This is a genomic window from Psychroserpens citreus (genome assembly GCF_055686305.1).
This window is the reverse complement of sequence record NZ_CM145999.1, coordinates 3,197,649-3,219,721: the sequence shown is the minus strand read 5'-3', so window position 1 is coordinate 3,219,721 and position 22,073 is coordinate 3,197,649. Positions and strand designations below refer to the sequence as shown.

Below are 22,073 nucleotides of genomic sequence, written 5' to 3'. Positions count from 1 at the left end.
CTCATGATTTTAATCACTGATGGCGGCTCTACAAAATGCGATTGGATTGTCGTTAATAATAATGGAGAACAAGTTCGCGAAAAAATTCGTACTAAAGGACTAAATCCAGCCATATTAAAAGACAAGAAACTAAAAAAAATCATTAGAAAAAGTGATGAGTTAATGGCGTTTAATCATGAGGTAACTCATGTGTTCTTTTATGGTGCTGGTTGTGGTACCGAAAATCCTAAACGCATGCTTACAGAGGTTTTAGAATCGGTGTTTGTTAATGCTGAAATTGATGTGCAAGAGGATACAATGGCTGCAGTAAGGGCTACTTTAAACCGCAATGATGAAGCTGCTGTTGTATGTATCATGGGAACTGGATCAAATTGTAGTTATTTTGATGGAGAGCGTTTACATCAACGTGTAGTATCATTGGGCTACACTTTAATGGATGATGCTTCAGGTAATTACTACGGAAAGGAGCTCATTAAAGATTATTATTTCAATAAAATGCCTGAAGATATCAAAGTCGCTTTTGAGCATAAATATAACCTTGATGCCGACTATATAAAATATAACTTGTATAAGCAACCCAATCCAAATGCATATTTGGCAAATTTTGCAGAATTTATGTTTTTAAATAAAGATTCTGAATATATCACAGATTTGATTAAAGATGGTATTAGAACATTTGCTACTAATATGATTTTTCAATATAAAGAAGAATTGAAGACTGTTCCTGTGCATTTTGCAGGCTCAATTGCCTTTTTTGCTGAACAAGAAATACAAGAAGTAGCTCAAGAAATGAATTTTACTGTTGGTAATTTTGAAAGGCGTCCAATAGAAGGTTTGGTTGCTTATCATACCAATCAACTTTAATCAATTAGTAAAATAATTGTAAAGAACATCTATTTTTATATTATAATAAAAAAGGCTCTAGAATTATCTAAAGCCTTTTTTGGATAAAATTGGTTGGTTAGATCGTTATTTTATCCATCCTTTTGATGTTGCCATTCTTGCAAACCATACTAAAAATGCGCAAACAACTATAATCATAATTGGCATTGCTAAACTCATCCCTTCTACGGTACTAAATAAATAACCATGCTGAATTGCTGCAGTTATCAAAGAAATTATAAATAATAGTGTAGCCCATTTTTTTCTAATTAAAAGAGCTAAAGCTCCTAAGGCGCCACAAAATACAGCTAAAGCAAAACATGCCGTATACCAAGCAGGATGTTCTACTAAAAATTCGGCTTGTTGTTCAGGAGGAAGTTGTGCAATCATATCATCAGTCATGAATGCTTGTCCTAAATAGGCTAAAACTCCTAAGCCATTCCAAATTAAAGCTAATACGGCTACAATCCAAAACCATACTGGCGGTTTAGTGTTTAAAGAATCTGTCATTTTTACTTGATTTTTGTTAGTTATTGGCATCAATTTAGGAAAAATACTAGTATGAAATCAAAAAACTCGATTCAATTTTATGATTTTCATAAAATTGAATCGAGTTTTCTTACTTCAATAGATAAAAATATTAATCTTCTACAACATGTAAGACAGGTGTTTTGTTTACCCATTTTCCATTTTTAGATTCACCTAGAATAATCACATCTTTGGATTGCTCATATTCTTTTACAGTACGCATCATTTGCTCTTTGGTGTCTCTGTGTAATTTGATTCCAGTATTTTTACCTTTATTTCGTATTTCGATATAAAATCCATCTCTAAATTTTATAGGTCTTGTTGGAGGTCTTCCCATGTATAATTATTTGTAGTAATAGTCTCGCATATTAGTAAAAATAAAATCAATATGCAAGTGATTTATTAATTATTCAAAAGTAATTGTTTTAGATGCTTAAAAAGAAGGGTTTACATAGCTAAAACTAATTACATTATAGATGCCAACTATGCACTTCTTTTTGCATTTCGATCATAATTAGTTTAAGTTCATATTAATATTGCAATAACATTTTTTTGTACATTTATTCTGAAATAAATACTATTCTATGACTACTCCTAAATTTTCAAAAGAGATTCTAGACTTCTTTAAAAAATTAGAAAAACATAATGATAGAGACTGGTTTAATGAGCATAAGAAAGAGTTTAAAGCCAATGAAGCTGAAGCTAAAGCTGCATACAAATACATCTATGATGAATTAAATAAGTATGATGTAGTTGATAGCTTTAAACTTTTTAGAATTTATAGAGATGTGCGTTTTTCTAAAAATAAATTGCCTTATAAAACGCATTTTGGTGGCTCATTTCATAGAAAAAAGCCAGAATTGAGAGGTGGTTATTATGTACATATTCAACCAAATAATGAGTCATTTATCGCTACTGGATTCTGGGAACCTAATAAAGATGATTTGTTACGAATTCGCCGCGAGTTTGAACAAGATGATGAAGAGATTCGAACTATTATGAATAATAAAACATTTCAATCTGTTTGGGGCAATATGGTTGGTGATGAATTAAAAACGGCTCCTCGTGATTTTGATAAAGAACACCCAGCGATTGATCTTATTCGCAAAAAGCAATTCATATTCACAAAAAAATATTCTGATAAGGATGTGATAAGTGACAATTTTATCAATGACATTAATACCTCTTTTAAAGCTATTAGACCGTTTTTTGATTACATGAGTGATGTATTGACTACAAACTTAAATGGAGAATCTATAATTTAAATAGCTTTGGCTAATGGTGGTACAAACAATTGAATATTGCTAACCAATCGTTCTTTAACGATATTCATCATACGCTTATTTAATGCAGAAGAGTTCAGGATATAAAGTTCATATTCCTCTACGGTAAATTGTCCAATAATCATTCCTTTAACTGAATTTCTAAATTTCATATCTTTATGAATGGCATGTTCTATATAAGCAATTCGTTTTGGTAAAGACAAATCGTAAAACACATTTTTTCGCTTTGTAATATAGTTTTTAAATACAACTATAAGTAAGTGATTTTGCATCTTTATAATAGGTCTTAATGTTGCATTCTGAAAGCATTCTTCGGCACTCATATAGTCATTTACTTGAGCTGAAGCAATTGTAGGACGTATAGATTTCAAGTTTGTAGATCGGTCATTCATGGCTTTAAATTTTATTAAAAATAGACATTATGCGTTGGCTAATGATATGTCTGCAATTATGTTGTCAACGGTGTTATTAACAACTTTACGGTTTTAGTGACTAAACATTATTATCTTTGATAAAAACAACCTATATGAAATTTGGAAGTGTAGATAATCCACAAGATTTAGATTTAAGTTTACCACATGATCATATTGATACAGCAAGAGTTTTAGAACAAGTTAAAGACGATAATGTGCCAGAACTTTATGTAGGTTGTGCAAAATGGAATCGAGCAGATCTTAAAGGGTTTTATCCCAGAGGAACAAAAGACGAATTGGTTTACTATTCTAATCAATTCAATTCTATTGAACTCAATGCAACTTTTTATAGAATTTTTCCCGCTGAGCAGTTTTCTAAATGGTATGACAAAACACCTGACGGATTTAAGTTTTTTCCAAAGTTAAATCAGGAAATTAGCCATTGGAAACGCTTAAATGACGTTCAATCTGTGGTTGAAGATTATTTGTACAATGCTAGGCATTTAAAAGAAAAGCTAGGTACCATATTTTTACAGATGCATTCTAACTTTACACCTAAAGATTTTGATAGAGTTGTTCATTTTATAGAACAATGGCCTAAAGAAGTTCCTTTGGCTGTAGAATTTAGACACACCAATTGGTACAATGACGATGTGGTATCTAATCAGTTATATAATTTATTAGAAAGCAATAATATTTCAAATGTAATTGTGGACACAGCTGGCCGTCGAGATCTTATGCACATGCGATTAACCAATCCTAGAGTATTTGTTCGTTATGTAGGCGCAAACCACCCAAGCGATTATGATCGACTTGATGAATGGGTGCTACGTTTGAATGAGTGGCAGGAGCAAGGTATCAAAGAGGTTGATTTCTTTATTCATCAAAATATTGAGAAAGAATCCCCATTATTATCAGCATATTTTATTAAAAAGCTAAATGCAGAATTAGGCTGTGATTTAAAAATTCCAAACGAAGATACTGGTACTTTATTTTAATTAATAACCTGGAATATTAAGTCCAAGGATAATGTCTCTTTGCGCATATTTAATATCGCCTTGATCTTGGAGATTGATAACCCCTGAGCCTCCTCTTGGGCTTTTTCTATTTACAATATTAGATGTAATATGCGGGTCATCTGAAAAATAAAAGTCTTCAATATAATAGGCATTTACATTTGGTTCCTTTACGGTAATGTGAATGTGCTGCGGAATTGTAGAATTAGGATAGGAGGCAGGTCTGGTTGTATAAAATGTGTAGTGTCCTTTACTATCTGTTTTAAGCCAAGTTCTTAAGTAACCGTGATTGCTTTCCCATCCTGTAGAGTTCGCTCTTTTCGGGTAACGTCCAGTATCATCTGTGTGGTATACGTATAAAATGATATCCTTAGCTGGCGTTTTTCCATCGTTTTGAAATACAGTACCACTAATTTTTATTTTGTTTGGCCTTGTATCGAAACCAAATATTGTATCTATCGATTTTAGTGATTTATTGCCATAAGAATTTGCTGCTTCACAGCCTTCACAAGGTCCACCAACTCCTGTTTTTTTTGATTGTGCACATGAACTTGTAACTAAGAATAGTGATAGTGCTAAAGTAATTAGATGCTTCATTTTGATTGATTTTGTCTACTAAAAATACCATTCAAAAGATATTTAGTATACTGATTAAGAAAAGTTTAGAAAAAGATTAACAGTAGAGGCTGCATTTTTGAGAATAATTGCTAATCTTTACATAAAAAACAATGAGATTTCATACTAGAAAATGGGTAAAGCCTGAAGATTTAAATCCGAATCAAACACTCTTTGGAGGTCAATTATTAGCTTGGATTGATGAAGAGGCAGCTCTATATACGATTATTCAATTAGAAAATTCTAAGATTGTAACCAAATACATGTCAGAAATCAATTTTATGGCTTCTGCTAAGCAAGGTGATATTGTTGAGATTGGTATAGAGGTTATTAAATTTGGAAAAAGTTCGCTAACTATGAAATGTGAAGTTCGTAATAAAATGACAAGAGAAACGATTCTTACAGTCGATAACATTATCATGGTTAATTTAGGAGAAGATGGTAAACCGAAACCTCATGGAAAAACTAAAGTAGAATTTGTTAAAGATAGGCTAGAAGATTAACTGTCTATCACACCAGACAATTCGTAAACTTCTAAATCAAAGTACGTCACAGCAGCTAAGGCATGATCAAAAATATCTGCCATAATATATTCGTAATTTTCCCAGCGCTTGTCACTACTAAAGCAATAGATTTCTAAAGGCAAACCTTGTGATGTTGGAGCCAATTGACGCACCATAATAGTCATGTCTTTATTTACTGCCGAGTGCGTTTCAATATAGGTTTGCATATACTTTCTGAATACACCCAAATTGGTCAAGTTGCGTCCGTTGATTAATACCGATTTATCTGCTTGATGTTCGGTATTATATTTATCAATATCATTTTGACGACTATTCAAATAATCTTTGATAAGTTGAATTCCTTTTAATTTTTCAACATGTGCATTGGTTAAATAACTAATACTAGTTGCTTTAAGAATAATAGAACGTTTAATACGTCGTCCACCTGATGATTGCATGCCTCTCCAGTTTTTAAACGAATCAGATATGAGTGCGTATGTAGGAATTGTGGTGATGGTTTTATCAAAATTTTGCACTTTTACTGTTGCTAAATTTATTTCAGTAACATCACCATCGGCTCCGTACTTTTCAAACGTAATCCAATCACCAATGCGTACCATGTCATTTATAGAGACCTGAATACTGGCTACAAATCCCAAAATAGTATCTCTAAACACTAAAATAATTACTGCGGAAGCAGCACCAAGTGTAGTAACAAATTTCCAAAATGAAATCCCGCTTATAATGGCAAAGGAAGAAAAGAGTCCAATAACCCATGCAAATATCATAAATACTTGAATGTAACTATCAATAGGCTTGTCCTTAAAGCGAGGCAACGTTTTTAAATAATCTTTAATTGTATTTAAGACACTTCTGGCAACCCATAGCGTTAAAATAATTCCAAACACTTTAAGCCCTTTTTCTAAGATATTTTCAATATAGTTGAAATCTGAAAAAATAATAGGCACAAATTCAATGGCAATTAATAAGGGAATAATATGTGCGATATTTCTTGGGACCTTATTCTTTACCAAAATATTATCGAAATTCGATTTTGAGCGTACAGCAAAGGCATTAAATGTATTGACTAATACTTTTCTAATGACATAATCAATAACAAATAATACAATGAGTAATGCTAGACTAAGTGCTAGCATATTCAAGTATTTTGCAGAATTATCACTCAAGCCCACCGATACCAAATAATCGTAAAGAAGATGTCTAAAATCCATTATGATGCTTTATTTTTGAGATATTTCTTTTCTATATAAAAGGTTCCAAAAGGAATCACAGAAGCGGCTAAAACAATTAGCAAGGTTCTAGTTTTCCACTTTAGTTCTTGAGCAATTATAATGGCTAAAACAATATATGCCAAAAACAAAATCCCGTGTGGCATGCCTAATAGTTTTACATACATTGGATCGTCACCAAAATATTTTATAGGTGTGGCTATGAATAATAATAGTATATAGGAAACACCTTCAAGTAGAGCAACTATTCTAAAGCTATTTAGTAAAGACAACATAAGCTAATAATTTGTGCAAAATTAGTAGAAGTACAGTAAATATGACGACTAATTTCAAACTATTTTTATTAAAGTTTAAATACAAAAAAAGACTGTTGTTATCAACAGTCTTTCCTTGGATTAATTAACCAAAATGTAAATAGGTCAAGTAATTATTAATTTGATGCCATCATCGCAAAAAACTTATCAATATTTGGTAAAATAACGATTCGCGTTCTACGGTTTTTAGCTCTGTTTTCTTCAGTGTTATTTGGTGCTAATGGCTGATAAAAACTACGTCCAGCTGCAATTAACTGCTCTGGAGCCACGTCGTATTCATCTTGAAGTTTCTTTACAACTGCTGTAGCACGAAGTACACTCAAATCCCAATTGTCTTTTAAAGCCGCTCCACTTCGCATTTGCTTATTATCTGTATGACCTTCTACCATAACATCTAGACTTTCTTCAGAGTTAATGACATTGGCAATCTTTTGTAAGATATCATTAGCTTTATCACTAACTCTATAGCTTCCAGAGTTAAATAACATTTTATCTGAAATTGAAATCATTACTACTGTCTCTTCTATATTAACAGCAATGTCTTCATCTTCTTCAATATTATCCATAGATGCTTTTAGATTGAATTGTAAAGCCAAATTCATCGAATCTTTTAATGTTTTTGCAGTAGCCATATATGCAGGAGGCACATTTTTTAATGACTCACGCATAGCATCTTTTTGCTGTTCTGAAATCACAACACCATCAACTGATACTAATTTTGCGTTATTTTCTTCAGTGAGTTCATTAATTTTAGAATTGTAGTTATCTACGCGCTCTTGAATTCTTGCAAACTTAGTTTCTAATTCTTCCTTTTCAACCTTAGTTTTTGTCAATTCACTTTTTAATTCGCCATTATCTTGTTCTAAAGCGAGGTATTTCTTTTTTGAGACACATGCTGTAAAAAATAATGCTGATAATACAATTACTGAAATTCGTTTCATAGTTGTTCTTTAAGTTTTAGTTTATGTGTATATCTACGGACTAAAATCGTATTCAGACTTTTTTAAGTCTAATTTTTATTAACTATTGGTTGTTAACATCAGATATTAGAGTCCTTAAAATTTTGTGAAATTTAGTATTGTCTTCTGCGCATTGATTAATTTTAGTGCTTAATCATACCAAATAAAATATTATGAAGAGATCAATACTTCTCTTATTGGCATTAGCATTTTGCATGATGCCAATAACAAACCAAGCACAATCCAAACGAAAAAAGAAAAAAAAACAAAAAACGGAAGTAGTAAAACCTGCACCAAAAAAACCAAAGGGCAAAATAAAACCTTATGATAAAGTAATTACAAAAGACGCTATTTCTGATGATGGCTTATTCAAAGTTCATAAAGTGGGAGAGAAGTACTTTTTTGAAATTCCAAATGAACATCTAGGGAAAGATATGCTGCTAGTAAGTCGAATTGCAAAACTTCCAGCTAATCTAGGTGGTGGATATATTAATGCTGGAACTAAAACAGGTGAACGCCTAATATCTTGGGAACGTTTTGATAAAAAAATATTGATTAAAGAACGTTCATATAATTCAGTAGCTGACGAAGAATTGCCTATTAGTATTTCTGTTAAATCTAATAATTATGAGCCTACTTTATATGCCTTTGATATTGTGTCATTTAGTAAAGATTCATCTGCTGTTGTAGTTGATGTAACTAAGTTTTATAGTAGTGATGTTAAAGCGATTAGCGGATTACCAAGTTATTTGCGCACATCATATAAGGTTCGAAATTTGGATGCGTCTCGTAGTTTTATTAATACTATGAAAAGTTTTCCTAAAAATATAGAAGTGGTTCAAGATATGACTTATAATGCATCACAACCACCTTCGGCACGTGCAGCTCAAACCATTAGCTTGCAAATGAATCAATCGATGATTTTGCTTCCAGAAGAGCCGATGCAACCGCGATATGCTGATGAGCGTGTAGGCTGGTTTACATTTAGTCAGGTGGATTATGGTAGTGAAGAACTTAAAGCCGATACGAAGACATATATAAGACGCTGGAAATTAGAGCCTAAAGATCCAGCTGCTTATGCTAGAGGAGAATTGGTTGAGCCTGTTAAACCAATTGTGTATTACTTAGATCCAGCAACACCAGAAAATTTGCGCAAGTATATCAAAGAAGGTATAGAATTATGGCAAGGCCCATTTGAAACAGCAGGATTTAAAAATGCAATTATTGCCAAATACCCTCCAACAAAAGAGGAAGATCCAGATTTTAGTCCGGAAGATATTCGCTATTCAGTCGTACGTTATGTGGCAAGTGAAACGCGAAATGCTATTGGACCTAGTGTTTCTGATCCAAGAAGTGGCGAAATTATTGAGAGTGATATCATTTGGTATCACAATCATTTGCGTTCGTATAGAAACCGTTATATGCTAGAAACTGGAGCAGCAAATCCTTCAGCGAGAACGTTAAACACACCCGAAGAGGAGATAGGAGAGATGATGAAAATGGTGATTGCTCATGAGGTTGGCCATGCCTTAGGTTTGCCACATAATATGAGTGCGAGTAAAGCCTATGATGTTGAAAGCTATCGTAATGGTGCATTTACACAAGAATTTGGAATTGCCTCAACGATTATGGATTATGCACGCTATAATTATATCGCCCAGCCTGGAGATGAAAACATTCGGTTTATTCGTCAGATTGGTCCTTATGATCATTATGCAATTAATTGGGGATATCGTGCACTTCCTGCAGCAAATTCAGCGGATGCTGAACGTAGTACTTTAGACAAATGGATTATGGATAAAGCAGGTGACCCAATGTATGTCTTTGGAAAACAGAGTAGCCGATTTGATCCTAATTCTCAAACTGAAGATATTGGTAATGATGCCATAAAAGCATCTAACTACGCGTTGAAAAATTTAAAGTTTGTGACAAAAAACTTACCAAAATGGACGAGTGATCAGACAAATAACTATGAAGATTTAGAAGAGTTATATGGTGAGTTATTAGGATGCTATAATCGTTACATTGGTCATGTTTTAGGTAATGTTGGAGGTGTAGAAGAGTATTTAACAACGCCTCGTCAAGGAGGTATTGTGTATCAAGCTGTGCCTAAATTAAAACAACAAGAATCGATGCAATGGCTGCATGACAATGCTTTTGAAACACCAACATGGCTCTTAGATAAAAACATGCTTCAAAATATAAATTACGCTGGTTATACAGATCGTTTGGGACGATTACAGACCCGCTATCTTAATGGTCTTTTGAGTTTTGAACGCCTAGGACGTTTGATTGATCATCAAGCTATCAATCAAGAAAATTATAATGCTTTGTCCATGCTTAGAGATTTGCGAAAAGGGATTTGGAGTGAGGTTAATATCACAAAAAATGTGGATGTCTATCGTCGTAATTTGCAACGCGCTTATATTGATCGTATGGAATATTTAATGACAGAAGATTTAGATCCAAGACGATCTAGACAATATTATAATGTATCTCAATCTGATGTGAGAGCTTTAGTACGTGGCGAATTAAATATACTTAAGCGTCAGGTTGCAGCTGCTGGAAATAGAGGAGTCAACACGGTGACGAAATATCATTATAGGGATTGCGTAAAACGTATTGAACAGATTTTAGATCCGAAATAGTTGATATTTCCGAAGTAAAAACAAGCACCATTTTGATGAATTTCAGGATGGTGTTTTTTTAGTGTCATAACATTCAATTATATTTAGGAAGGAATTAGCATGTTAAGTTCATGAGCATATTTAATAAAAACAGAATGGGATTACTATCAAAAAAAGGCCTTTATAAATACTTAATGTATGGAATAGGAGAGATTATCTTAGTGGTTATAGGTATTTTAATTGCCGTGAGTATCAATAATCAAAATGAAAAACGTGCTTCTGAAAATCAACTAAAAACATATTTAGAAGTATACAAGCAAGATTTAGAAGTCGATACATTAGTTATTGGACAAGTGTTAAAATTTGTTGACGATAGAAAACCGTTATTTAAACTGTTTTTAAGTGATACGGTTTCTGCTAAAACCTATGAGGCAAACAAACAAGGTTATGGGCTCATACTGTCATATTCACCATTTAGTCTGCAACAAAAAGGAATACGTCTATTAGAGAACTATGTAGGCGAAGCCAATATAAAACAAGACACATTGATTTCAGATATCATTGCAAGTCATAGAATTTACGAAAATCTAGTCACCACATCAATAGATCGTATAAGTGAAGACATTGATAATAACATGAACTATTTAAAAGAAGAACAACCTTGGATTGCAGATTTACTAATGGGTAAATTAGACCATCCTGATATGTTGGCCTATTTTTTAAGTGATAATTATAAGGCACGTTTAACCATTCATTCTATACTAATTTACAATAATTTAGTACCACAATTGCAACAATTAAAGGCTAGTCATCTCAAAATAATGGAGGAGATAGATCAGCGGATTGAACCCAAATAGAACGCCTTAGCATCCACAAACTGTTCCTTTGCAAATAGCTTTCATATAACGATATCCGCAACTCACATGATGGGCTTTGCCAATTTCGCTTGGATCTATAACTAAATATTCGGCTATTTTAGCCAAACGTTCGGCTTCATTAATGAACGTTGGTTTTTCAATAGTTGAATCTTTGGTTACATAGAGTGCATGGCCAACAGGTTTATAGTTCCAATTTTCTGCATCTTTTAATAACTGACGGAATTTGGTCCAAGACTCAGGAACGAGAGAGCGTAAGAGTTCGATTGTATCAGTTCCAGGTGGTAAAAATGGAACAATGTCGAGATAATTTTCATAATTATAATCGTTTGTAAATATGGCATTATAATAATCTCTAAATATTGCATCTCCAGGTTTCGGACCAGCAAAAGTTATGGTTTGTGTAATATTAAATTTATACTTATTAGACAGGAGTACTGCTGCAAGGGGAGCCATAGCACCACCTTTACTATGCCCAGTAATATAAATGGGTAATCTATGATATGGATCTAAATTATGAATAGCTTTCACAATATTATCTATAAGCGAGATTAAAGCGAAATGAAATCCTGAATGTACTTTCCCAGGAAAATGATCGAACTCACCAGGAACCGCTAGAAATATATTTTGAATCCAATCTAAAATGGCATCAATAGTCCAAGCAGGAGGTAAGGTACCTCTAAAGGACAAGATGATTTCTGAAGCAGTTTTTCCAACGAAACAGGCTTCAATTTCATCAGAAACAATCACATAAGGCTTGTCAATCAAACCAATTTTATGGTATTGATTAGCTTCATCTTTTGTAATAATTGGTAATAAGGTAGGACTAGGTAAACCTTTAGGATCAATCAAATCGAGTTGATACATTCCCGAAGGATATGAGGTTTGAATTAAATAAGCCGAAGCCGATGCGCACAATAATCTACAAGGATCCATAAGTTTTAAATTTTGATGTACTCAAATATAGATTCAGGAGCGGACAATTAATAGCGTAGAAATACGTGATTTTAAAATCCAATATATAGTATTTATGGCATTGTATTTGAATAGTATCAAGTATTATTAAACAATATATATATAATACAATGAGTAAAGGAACAGTAAAATTCTTCAACGATGCCAAAGGATATGGCTTTATAACTGAAGAAGGTTCAGACAAAGACCACTTTGTACACATTTCTGGGTTGATAGACGAGATTCGTGAAGGCGATACCGTTGAATTCGATTTAACAGAAGGCAAAAAAGGATTAAACGCAGTAAACGTAAAAGTTATCTAAATATACGCTTAACCTAAATTATGAAAGCCCGTCACACATCAGTGGACGGGTTTTTTGTTTAAACTCATTAAAATGTAGAATACGTTAAAATTTTAAGCAGTACGTCTACGATCTTGATGAATAGATTGCTTTATTTGTAATAAATGACTCACTATTGAAGAGAGTTCAAATTTAAGCAAACGACTATCTTTTCTACTGAAATCTTCAACATGATGCTTGTAAATTGATTCTACACCTTTTTTAATAGATATAAAATAACTGTCATCATTGGCATCAAAAGTTACTGAACTCTTGAAGTTACTTTCTTTTAACAGCCAATAAGACAGGCTGTTAATCTGATTGAATAAGGCTAAATTTTCGTCCATAATACTTGCGTTTTAATAGATCGAGGGATATATACAAGTTACATTCAAAGCATGTTTTCACACTGAAAATGGGATGAACGACCAAAATATTCGCTAGAAATGTAGACGATGTTCTGTTTTACCGATTAAATACAAAAATATCTAGCAGAATATTATAGAGTTGCAGGAGGTGATTGATATTGATTTTTTATTGTGTGTCTCTTGAGATATTAATAAAATACCTAGTGTGATGATTAGGTAGTTATACAACAGTAATAAGTTGCATATACCTAATTGTAAAAATGCATAACTGCCTAAGTAAACGTTAGTGTTACCGATATATAAAACCCCGTAAAACCTTAGGTAAATTAGATAAACTTTCATTTTAATTTAGCAATATTAATGTTTTGTATATCAACACATTATGATAAGTCACTATACTAGTTGATGTGATTTTATATTGCTAAATAATGTGGAGTTCAGAACCCACACAAAAAAACGAGGCCGTATCTGAAAAGCCATAAGAGTAGGAAACTAATTTTATATATCATGAGTCATAATTTAAGTCCAACAGTAAACAACACAACGAACATTACCATTTACTATAATTCTGTAAATGCGGCATTAAAAGTGGCAGGTTTAAAACCTGTTAAACCAGGAGATCCAGTACCTGTACTAACGCAACATGCATTAGGACAGATGGAAACCTTATTAACCACTAAATTCAATAAAACATTTCCAAACAACCCATTACCAGCGAGTAATGTGGATGGTGGATATATGGGACCATTAAGTTCGGTTAAAATGGGAGTAGCTCCTGCATGCGCAGTAACGCAAATTGCTGATGATTTTAGTAGCTGGGGTATTTCTTTAAGTGGCGTACCAACTGAAATAGCAAAGCAAGTCACTAATCATATTGTAAACCAAGGAGGTCAAGCTGGATTTATTTCAGGAACACATCAAATTACATCTGGAGAGAGTTTGTTTTGGATGGCCGGATTTTTAGCAGTTAATATTACTCAAACTGAGCAAGGGGTACTATATGTATTTGGAGCTTCTGAAGGTATCAATCTGTAATACCTAGAGCATTTAATAGATAAATATCCAGTGCAGCACTCTTAGTTAGCACTGGATATTTTTATGTTTTAAGTATATAAAAGGTTTTTAAAGTACATTAAATATGACAATCCCATAGATAAAGATACGGACGATTCTTAACGAACCATAGTACACTACATTTTTAAACGGGTATTTAATGAGTCCAGCCGTCATGCAAGATACTGCAAAAGGCACAGGCAATAGCGCACCAATGATAATAAGAAATCCTCCCCATTTTTTAGAGTTTTTAAGTTGTTTTTCCATCTTAACTTCAAAATAACTGTGTACAGCAGGAATGGTTGTAAATAATTGCCCTAACCAATAGGACACCAAACCGCCTAAATAGGATAGAAGCGCTAATATTGTTAGAAATGACCAAGGTGTTGCTGTTTTTCCAGACCAAGCGATAAATATTTCTGGTGGAACAAGACCAAGAATGGTTTCAGACAAAAAGAACACACTTAGCACACTGGTTACAGGTAATATTTCTGTAAGACGTACTAAAGACGTATTGACATCAATAAATTGATTTGCAGTTATGACAGCAGCGATAAACGCAACTACATAAGGAAACGCTGTTTTAACAGCAGTCCAAATAAAGCTATAAAATCCAGTATACGAATAATACTGATGAAGCAATTGAATTCGGGTTTTATCCGAAGACGTTCGAGATCGTGTAGGTTTCATTTAGGTTAAGTTAAAGTTGGTATTTGGGGTATTCAAATATATTATATCATTTATAAAATGCACTTTATTTTTTGTTTTTTCGATGAAATACAATGACTTGTTACTTAATATTATCTTATTGATATCTTATAAAGTATTGATTGTAAACACTATGAAGTAGAGGTTTAGCTTAATCACAATATATTTTTATTTTACATAATATAAATTATAGTACAAATGTATTCGTGTGAGTAAAATAGCGAATAGAACTTTTTAGTTCTATTTTACATAGTTGCAGATATGACGCCTTTAAGTTCATATCGATAGCAATTATGTAACAGCTATTTTACGTGAAGCTATTTGTAAACATTCGTAAGCTATAATTATATACTATGTAAAATACCCTAGAAACTTTTGTCTGATAAAGAAACTACAGAACTTGGGGCAATTAAACTATTAAGCGGTTTGCTTCGCAGAGTTGTTTGCATTTGTAACTATAATTTGACGTTATGTAAAATATCCGCTACCAAACGCTCGATTGCTTTCATAAAATCAAATTACTATTGTAATTTATTTTATACGCTAATTATCCAACGCTTGCCAGCGCATTATAAAAGCTTCACTTTTTGCTACGTTTTAAAATGTACGTAATAAAAAATTTTAAGCGATTCTCGTCAACTTGCCACAAGAGTATAAAATTTCTCTGCGAGTAAATTTCCATACACTTGTTATATTTTATCTTTTAATTGAAGTTTTCTTTTTAATGTTTCATTGTCTTTTGTCTTGAAACAAAAGAAACAAAAATTCAAGGCTGCATATAATTTTGGAAACAATTAACGACTCATTCGCTATATTTTAGGAAACATCTGAACTGGTTAAGATTGCTTTGAAAAACTTTGTATGACTCGAACTCTTAAGAAACTGTATTTCTAAATCCCTAAAATATGGACGCTCATTTCTCCTATTGTTTTGACCAAAATTTTATGAGGCCAAGTTAAACATCTAGATTCTATTTTACATAATGAGTGAGAAATAAAATAATATTCCCATACAACTGTATAGGAATATTAAAAATAGTTCTAGTTTATATCGCTTTATAATATTTGATACCATTATTCTTTTAGTAGTTTTTTGCTAATTACTTTATGGTTAGATTTTATTTTCACAAAGTAAATCCCTGTTTTTAAGCTTTCAATATTGTAATTAGCTAAAGGTGTTTTAAAAGTTTTTATTAGTTTACCTTGAATATCATAAATAGCAACTGAATCTATTGTTTCTAAACTTTTTATTTCAAAACTATCTGTTGCAGGATTTGGATAGATTTCAATTTTTGAAACACTATAGTCTTCGGTGGATAAGGTTGAAGTATTTAAATATAATTTGGTCACTTTAGCTGTACCATTAAAACCTGTAATTAATATATCATTTTTTCCATCACCATTGACATCGGCACTAGCCAAAGCAGCAAACCTTACATTATCAAATGGTAAGGTTGTAATAGCTGTAAAGTTTCCTGAACCATCATTAGTGTATAATCTTGTAAGGTAACTTCCATTATCTATTAAACCACTCATTAACACATCTAAATCGTTATCATTATCAACATCAAAAATTGATAGTGATGATTTACCACCTACACCAATAAAAGGAGTTCCTGTGACTTCTGTGAATATCCCTGAACCATCATTCCTATATAATTTAGCTATTCTACCAATAGCATTATTACCAATAATAATAAGGTCTTTATCACTATCATTGTCCATATCAAAAAACTCTAAATCACCGTCGGTTACAGATAGAAATGGTGTGGTACTTACTAAACTAAAAACACCAGTGCCATCATTTTTATATAAATTAATGGTATCACCATTAGAAATATTAATGCCACTTAATAAAACATCATTATCTCCATCATTATCAATATCTGCAAAAGCTGTTGCAGAGTTTTTTACTGAATTGGCCAGTAATTGAAATGGTGCAAAAATTTCAGAACCATTATTATCATATAATCTTGTACTAGAAAAATTGGTTGATAATTCTCTACCACTTAATAAAAAATCTTTATTGCCATCATTGTTAACATCAGCAACACTAATATCTCCTTGGTCAACAGATATAAAACTTGTTCCAGTAACTTCTGTGAATACCCCATTATTATTAGAAAAAAGTTTTGTTGGGTTGTTTCCATTGGCGTCTAATCCTGATGTAAGTAATTCGTCATCTCCATCATTATCAAAATCTGCAAAAGCAATGGCACTATCATAAATACCTTGAAATGGTGTTCCTGTAACTTCGGTAAAAATACCGCTACCATTATTGTTATATAATTTTGCTGTAGGAGTATTACCCAAACTACTTCCAGTAATCATCAAATCCATATCGCCATCTAAATCGTAATCTACAAAACTAACAGCTCCTAAACTAACAGGTGCAAAATTATTAGAGGTGTCTTCAACAAAGTTAATTTGAGCATTTAAAAATAATGAGTTTAATAATAACAATAAACAAGTGTAGTTTTTTATCATAATAAATAGGTTTTAAGTTTAATTTGGACTCAAAAATAGCTTTAGAGGCTGTGTTTACTACTATTATGATTAGCTACTGTAGTGGTTTGTTTTGTAGGTGTATTGTATTTTAAGGTAAGTGTAATTGCATTTATCTAGAACATGGGTTTTTTAGCTTAATGCATCTAAAAAATCTGTTATGGCTTTTTTCTTTCTTGCCGAAACAGGTATTTTGTCACCATTGCGTAATTGCAAACCATCTTGAATTTGCCTATTAAAGGTTTGAATATAATCGACATTTACCAAATGTGAATTGTGAACTCTAATAAAATCATGAGATGCTAATATGTTTTCATAATATTTCAAGTTTTTTGAAGATAACAATGTTTTTGTTGTAGTTATAATTTTTGCATAAGTACCGTCAGCTTCGCATCTAATAATATCATTGATGTTTAAAAGCTCACTTACATCTTGGCTTTTAATTAGAATTTTGCTATTGGTGCTTTTTTGAGGATTTGGCTTAAAGTTTGGATTTAATTCTGAACGAAACAAGGCAGCTTTGGTTTGCTCTAAATCTAACTTGGTTTGTAAATTCTTATTCTTATTCTTGAAGTAAAATATTGTTGCAATGATAAGTAAGGATAAAAACGCAAATCCAAATAATAAATAGTTAACTCTTGCCTTATTTTCAATGTCTTTTTTCTCAAGTTGCTGTGCAATTATTTGTGCATCTTTCTTTTCTGTGTCGTATTTTATTTGAAGTTCTTCTACAATTTTTTCTAGTTCTTTGTTATATAATGAGTCTTTAAGTTTCTTTTTAAGACTATTGTATTTTTGAGCATCCTCGTAATTCCTTAAGGCAAAATTAACCTCATAGGCAACATGATAAGCATTTATGCTATCCTTTATTGAGTGCATTGGTATATGATTAAGCAAGGTATCTATATACTTTATAGCTTTTGAATCTTCTTGGTTATACAACGCAATATGTGGTAGTGCAGAATAGATTAAATTAAGTGAAACTGCGTCCAAATAAGTTTTGTATTGCAACGCTTTTTTACAATAAGGTTCGGCTTCTTTAAACATATCTTTATTTAGATAGTACATTGCCATAAACGCATGCATGCCGCCTTGTTTTTGTAGAACTTTGTTTTTAGTAGCGAATTCTAATCCATAATTGTAATACTTGATTAGAGAATCTTTTAACGCCTTATTTTCAGGATGCTTTAGTGACTGTTTTTCAAAATAAAAGGCATTATTTTCTAAAACTCCCATTTGTATATGTGGAGGTACTTTATCTGGATATTTTTTAATGATAGTACTAGTTTTATCAAGAAACTCTTTGACTTTACTCACATTATTCATTTTAGTATAAAGGCTACTTATTCTGTAATAAATATCAGCTTTAGATATACTATTATTTGCATCATCTGCAATTTTTAAGGCCTTAAGATAGGTCTTAATTGCAGTATCAAACTCTTTAATTCCTTCATAATAGCCTCCTTTAAGAATAAAAGACCTTATAATGATATTATTGTCATTTGTTTTATTAGCATAAATTAAAGCACTATCTATATTTTTTTTAGCATTATTAAATTCATTTTTTGTTAAATAAGCAATTGCAACTCCGCTATAACTTCTTGTAGTTAAATAATCAATCTTTTTCGATTTACTAATTAAAAGAGCCTTTTTAGTAAAATGTAACATTGAATCTAAATTATGCTCATTATAGTAATAATGCATACTTAAATCTAATAACTTAATAACTTCTAAACTATCTTGTTGTCTCTGATTTAAATCACTATTTTGTGCAAAACACAAACTTATATTTGTGAAAAAATAAAGTGTGGAAATTATTATTATATGCTTTCTAAACATTAATTATTGATTTTATTGTATTTCAAATATAAACTCTTTTGACAAAAGAAAATAATGGCAAATTTATCCATTCCACACACATTACGCTTCCCTCCTACGTCGTCGCATAAAAAGTGTTCCATTAAAATCGTAAAAAAACTTTTGGAGTTAAATTTTTTGAAGAAACTGTAATCTAAACTTTCGCTTTTATCCAAAGCTCAAGTTACATAACGCAAGAACATTATAGTACATTTTATAATATTGGTTTATCCAGTGGATAAAGCGATATTATAAGAATGATGGCGCGTTGGCAATTAATGTTCGTATTTAATGTAGCTATAATGATACTATGTAAAATAGAGCTTCTCGTAAACTTGAATATTCTGTACAATGATCAAGAAATAATTTTTTAAACGATTCTGAGCGATTGACATTTAGGAAATTAAAATGTAACTATAATTTGACGTTATGTAAAATATCCGCTGCCAACGCTTATTGTTTATATAAATGAAAATTGCTTGTTGCAATTTATTTATAACTCAAATGCGAAGCATTCATGAGCACCATATTAAAACAATAAAAACCCGCGAATAATTTCCAGCCGCTTGCCAGCGCATTATAAAAGCTCTGCTTTTCGTCTTGTTTTAAAATTCGCGTATTCGATAAAATATACGTCACAAAAAATTTTACGTGATTCTCGTGAGCTTGCCACAAGAGTATAAATTTTAAGAAATCGACTTTTTAGGAGATTCACGAATTCCATAGAATAAGAGCATATGAGTAAAGCTCAAGTTACCCTTCGACTTCGCTCAGGATAAACTACACGCAAGAACATTATAGTACATTTAAGTAAATTTGACGCGCGCCTTTTATTGTATATTTCATAATATCTACACTCTTTGAAGTAACCAGTTTAAGCCTTTATAAAAATCATCAATTGTCAATACACCCAAATCTGTTTTTTCATTTTGAGATGCCACAGCTAATGCAAAACCATGAGTATAATCAACAATTATATCAGCAAATAGAATTCCTTCTTTTTCATCATTTATTAAATAAATAGCATGTTTCCTAATCTCATAGGTTAAATGAAATAACTCCTGGTTAATTAGTGAGTGATCTGTCAATAATAACCTTGATACATTAGGATGCTTAAACACACATTTACAATAGTTTCCCAACAATTGTTTAATCGCTTCTTTAGAATCATTAGTCGCTAAAATACTATTAACATCTTCATAGACAATGTCTACAAGGCTCTTTAATATATCATGACGAGTACCAACATGATGCTTTAAAGCCATTGCTGTAACACCAAATACTTTAGCTAATTTTCTAAATGAAAGTTCTTTTTCGCCTTGTTCATCAAGAATTTTAAGAGCTTCTTTTAGAATTTGATCTTTAGATAAAATCAACTTATTATTTGTGGGTCTTCCAATAGTATTGCTTGACATAATTAATTAATAATTATGCGATAGTGGTTTTGTACAAACCCAAATTTCATCGGTTTAGAATTAATTAATTCTAAATCAATATCCTTTTCTAGCTCTCCGAACAACCTTTTGCCTTTGCCTAGAAGAATTGGTATTTGCGTAAGCGTGATTTCATTTACTAAACCGTTATTAATAAATGACTGAACTAACTTACCGCCATCAACATAAATGTTTATTAAATCATTTTTATAAAGAAACGTCATAAGATCTTTAGGGTTTAGATTTTTGATAGTTACTTTATTTTGTAGTTCTTCTGGAACATCTTTTTGGGATAATGTTCTACTCATGACGTAGGTATGCATTTTATAAGGCCATTGGTCAAAACCAATTACGGTTTTATAAGTGCCGCTTCCCATTACAAGTGCATCCATACTCTTTGTGAACTCTTCAAAACTGTCATCATTTTCATCAACTCCAAATTTCATTAACCAGTCTAATGAATTATCTTCTCGTGCTACAAAACCATCTAAACTTGCTGCCATAAATACATAGCCTTGTGAATAATTGTCTTTCATATTTATATATTTAAAAGCGTAAATATACAGTGTATAATTTTAATATTAAAATTATAATTCACTCCAAACTCATTTAGCCTCCTTCCTATACTTTAACTGCACTCAATGCAATCATACCGAAAAAAGTGTTTTCTCGCTCCACTCCTATTTAGATAAATAGGTGCTCGTGAATTTTAAATGAGTTTAGTTTTCTTGCAGGTATTATCTACAGAATTAAATATTTGATATTATTTATCAATTATTTAAATGTCTGTTTTATCCAAATAGACATAGGAGATTCGCGAAAACCTCAATAAAACAATATAAAATAATGAACTAAAGTTTTATGAGATCATTTTTAACAGATTTACCACAATTGCATTTATTTATTTAATAATCTACCTTTTGCAACAAATAAATTCATCCGATTTTTGTAGAGCATAAATAAACTAATGGTTTAAAAACAAAATTTGTAATTTAGATTAATTGAAGTAAAAAAACATGAAAACCAATCGATTAGAAGCATTTAGTGATGGTGTGTTAGCGATTATAATTACTATAATGGTGCTAGAACTAGAAGCACCCGAAGACACCTCTTTTGATGCTTTAATTCCTAGAATCCCAATATTTATTAGTTACTTATTAAGCTTTATTTATGTAGGTATTTATTGGAATAATCACCATCATCTATTTCAGGTAACCAAAAAAGTAAATGGAAAAATTTTATGGGCAAACTTGCACCTTTTGTTTTGGCTCTCACTAATCCCATTTACGACTTCCTGGTTAGGAGAAAATCATTTAGAAGCTATTCCACTTATATTTTATGGTATTACACTATTAATGTCTGGTGTAGCATTTACAATTTTGCAAATGATTATTATTAAAGAACATAGTAGCGATTTTATTTTAACAAAAATTCTTGGCAAAAGAAATAAAGAGAAAATTTCACTATTTATTTATGTTGTTGGATTATTAGCATCATTTTACTTTCCTTGGCTTGCTGTTGCTTGCTATGTAATAGTAGCTTTTATCTGGCTTGTGCCTAATAAACAAATAGAAATATCAGTAAATTAAA

General features: G+C 31.6%; 23 protein-coding genes. 9 read left to right on the top strand and 14 right to left on the bottom strand.

Annotated elements, in window-relative coordinates; translation table 11 throughout:
* Positions 1-3: 3 nt before the first annotated feature.
* Positions 4-864: an N-acetylglucosamine kinase gene (locus ACTU6T_RS14400; protein WP_460218895.1), complete on the top strand. Its 861-nt coding sequence runs from the start codon at positions 4-6 to the stop codon at positions 862-864.
* Between the two features lie 105 nt (positions 865-969).
* On the opposite strand, the gene ACTU6T_RS14395 is transcribed toward ACTU6T_RS14400, so the two are convergent.
* Both ACTU6T_RS14395 and ACTU6T_RS14390 read right to left on the bottom strand, forming a co-directional pair.
* Positions 970-1,392 (bottom strand): hypothetical protein, encoded by a 423-nt coding sequence (locus tag ACTU6T_RS14395; protein ID WP_460218894.1) that lies wholly within the window; start codon positions 1,390-1,392, stop codon positions 970-972.
* Positions 1,393-1,522: 130 nt separating this feature from the next.
* Positions 1,523-1,747: a hypothetical protein gene (locus ACTU6T_RS14390; RefSeq protein WP_460218893.1), complete on the bottom strand. Its 225-nt coding sequence runs from the start codon at positions 1,745-1,747 to the stop codon at positions 1,523-1,525.
* 247 nt (positions 1,748-1,994) lie between these two features.
* Here ACTU6T_RS14390 and ACTU6T_RS14385 point away from each other — a divergent pair, with 247 nt between their 5' ends.
* Positions 1,995-2,675, top strand: coding sequence for a DUF2461 domain-containing protein (locus tag ACTU6T_RS14385; protein ID WP_460218892.1), 681 nt, complete (start codon positions 1,995-1,997; stop codon positions 2,673-2,675).
* Here ACTU6T_RS14385 and ACTU6T_RS14380 read toward each other — a convergent pair.
* Complete coding sequence (locus ACTU6T_RS14380; RefSeq protein ID WP_460218891.1) at positions 2,672-3,085, bottom strand: glyoxalase; 414 nt, start codon at positions 3,083-3,085, stop codon at positions 2,672-2,674. The genes ACTU6T_RS14385 and ACTU6T_RS14380 overlap by 4 nt on opposite strands.
* Positions 3,086-3,219: 134 nt before the next feature.
* Here ACTU6T_RS14380 and ACTU6T_RS14375 point away from each other — a divergent pair, with 134 nt between their 5' ends.
* A complete protein-coding gene (locus tag ACTU6T_RS14375; RefSeq protein ID WP_460218890.1) occupies positions 3,220-4,104 on the top strand; it encodes a DUF72 domain-containing protein in 885 nt (294 codons plus the stop codon).
* Here ACTU6T_RS14375 and ACTU6T_RS14370 read toward each other — a convergent pair whose 3' ends face one another.
* The gene (locus ACTU6T_RS14370; RefSeq protein ID WP_460218889.1) at positions 4,105-4,719 is read right to left on the bottom strand and encodes a dioxygenase family protein; all 615 of its coding nucleotides are present in this window, start codon (positions 4,717-4,719) and stop codon (positions 4,105-4,107) included.
* A 131-nt stretch (positions 4,720-4,850) separates the two neighbouring features.
* Between ACTU6T_RS14370 and ACTU6T_RS14365 the strand changes: the two genes are divergently transcribed.
* The gene (locus ACTU6T_RS14365; protein ID WP_460218888.1) at positions 4,851-5,240 is read left to right on the top strand and encodes an acyl-CoA thioesterase; all 390 of its coding nucleotides are present in this window, start codon (positions 4,851-4,853) and stop codon (positions 5,238-5,240) included.
* Here ACTU6T_RS14365 and ACTU6T_RS14360 read toward each other — a convergent pair.
* From ACTU6T_RS14360 to ACTU6T_RS14350, 3 genes are all read right to left on the bottom strand, one after another.
* On the bottom strand, positions 5,237-6,472 hold the full coding sequence (locus tag ACTU6T_RS14360) for a mechanosensitive ion channel family protein (RefSeq protein WP_460218887.1): 1,236 nt from the start codon (positions 6,470-6,472) through the stop codon (positions 5,237-5,239). The genes ACTU6T_RS14365 and ACTU6T_RS14360 overlap by 4 nt on opposite strands.
* Positions 6,472-6,765 carry a DUF3817 domain-containing protein gene (locus ACTU6T_RS14355; protein WP_460218886.1) on the bottom strand — a complete coding sequence of 98 codons (294 nt, stop codon included), beginning with the start codon at positions 6,763-6,765 and terminating at the stop codon, positions 6,472-6,474. The genes ACTU6T_RS14360 and ACTU6T_RS14355 overlap by 1 nt, the downstream gene beginning before the upstream one ends.
* Positions 6,766-6,920: 155 nt before the next feature.
* The gene (locus tag ACTU6T_RS14350) at positions 6,921-7,745 is read right to left on the bottom strand and encodes an OmpA/MotB family protein (RefSeq protein WP_460218885.1); all 825 of its coding nucleotides are present in this window, start codon (positions 7,743-7,745) and stop codon (positions 6,921-6,923) included.
* Positions 7,746-7,936: 191 nt separating this feature from the next.
* On the opposite strand from ACTU6T_RS14350, the gene ACTU6T_RS14345 reads away from it, so the two are divergent.
* Together ACTU6T_RS14345 and ACTU6T_RS14340 are read left to right on the top strand one after the other, a co-directional pair.
* A complete protein-coding gene (locus ACTU6T_RS14345) occupies positions 7,937-10,411 on the top strand; it encodes a zinc-dependent metalloprotease (RefSeq protein WP_460218884.1) in 2,475 nt (824 codons plus the stop codon).
* Positions 10,412-10,545: 134 nt separating this feature from the next.
* Positions 10,546-11,247, top strand: a complete 702-nt coding sequence (locus ACTU6T_RS14340; RefSeq protein WP_460218883.1) for a DUF6090 family protein — start codon at positions 10,546-10,548, stop codon at positions 11,245-11,247.
* Between the two features lie 6 nt (positions 11,248-11,253).
* Here the strand turns inward: ACTU6T_RS14340 and ACTU6T_RS14335 are convergent, their stop codons facing one another.
* A complete protein-coding gene (locus ACTU6T_RS14335; RefSeq protein WP_460218882.1) occupies positions 11,254-12,201 on the bottom strand; it encodes a lipase family protein in 948 nt (315 codons plus the stop codon).
* Between the two features lie 149 nt (positions 12,202-12,350).
* Here ACTU6T_RS14335 and ACTU6T_RS14330 point away from each other — a divergent pair, with 149 nt between their 5' ends.
* Positions 12,351-12,542 carry a cold-shock protein gene (locus tag ACTU6T_RS14330; RefSeq protein WP_460218881.1) on the top strand — a complete coding sequence of 64 codons (192 nt, stop codon included), beginning with the start codon at positions 12,351-12,353 and terminating at the stop codon, positions 12,540-12,542.
* A gap of 92 nt (positions 12,543-12,634) precedes the next feature.
* On the opposite strand, the gene ACTU6T_RS14325 is transcribed toward ACTU6T_RS14330, so the two are convergent.
* On the bottom strand, positions 12,635-12,907 hold the full coding sequence (locus ACTU6T_RS14325) for a hypothetical protein (RefSeq protein ID WP_460218880.1): 273 nt from the start codon (positions 12,905-12,907) through the stop codon (positions 12,635-12,637).
* 528 nt (positions 12,908-13,435) lie between these two features.
* Here ACTU6T_RS14325 and ACTU6T_RS14320 point away from each other — a divergent pair.
* On the top strand, positions 13,436-13,963 hold the full coding sequence (locus ACTU6T_RS14320; protein ID WP_460218879.1) for a hypothetical protein: 528 nt from the start codon (positions 13,436-13,438) through the stop codon (positions 13,961-13,963).
* A gap of 87 nt (positions 13,964-14,050) precedes the next feature.
* Here the strand turns inward: ACTU6T_RS14320 and ACTU6T_RS14315 are convergent, their stop codons facing one another.
* The 5 genes from ACTU6T_RS14315 to ACTU6T_RS14295 all read right to left on the bottom strand — a co-directional run bounded on the left by ACTU6T_RS14315 (position 14,051) and on the right by ACTU6T_RS14295 (position 21,019).
* Positions 14,051-14,671, bottom strand: coding sequence for a YqaA family protein (locus ACTU6T_RS14315; RefSeq protein ID WP_460218878.1), 621 nt, complete (start codon positions 14,669-14,671; stop codon positions 14,051-14,053).
* A 1,091-nt stretch (positions 14,672-15,762) separates the two neighbouring features.
* Positions 15,763-17,175: a T9SS type A sorting domain-containing protein gene (locus tag ACTU6T_RS14310; RefSeq protein WP_460218877.1), complete on the bottom strand. Its 1,413-nt coding sequence runs from the start codon at positions 17,173-17,175 to the stop codon at positions 15,763-15,765.
* A gap of 150 nt (positions 17,176-17,325) precedes the next feature.
* Positions 17,326-19,032 carry a LytTR family transcriptional regulator DNA-binding domain-containing protein gene (locus ACTU6T_RS14305; protein WP_460218876.1) on the bottom strand — a complete coding sequence of 569 codons (1,707 nt, stop codon included), beginning with the start codon at positions 19,030-19,032 and terminating at the stop codon, positions 17,326-17,328.
* An 869-nt stretch (positions 19,033-19,901) separates the two neighbouring features.
* Positions 19,902-20,465: a TetR/AcrR family transcriptional regulator gene (locus tag ACTU6T_RS14300; protein WP_460218875.1), complete on the bottom strand. Its 564-nt coding sequence runs from the start codon at positions 20,463-20,465 to the stop codon at positions 19,902-19,904.
* Positions 20,466-20,467: 2 nt separating this feature from the next.
* Positions 20,468-21,019, bottom strand: coding sequence for a dihydrofolate reductase family protein (locus tag ACTU6T_RS14295; protein WP_460218874.1), 552 nt, complete (start codon positions 21,017-21,019; stop codon positions 20,468-20,470).
* Between the two features lie 480 nt (positions 21,020-21,499).
* Here ACTU6T_RS14295 and ACTU6T_RS14290 point away from each other — a divergent pair, with 480 nt between their 5' ends.
* Positions 21,500-22,072: a TMEM175 family protein gene (locus ACTU6T_RS14290; RefSeq protein ID WP_460218873.1), complete on the top strand. Its 573-nt coding sequence runs from the start codon at positions 21,500-21,502 to the stop codon at positions 22,070-22,072.
* The last annotated feature ends 1 nt before the right edge of the window (position 22,073 follow it).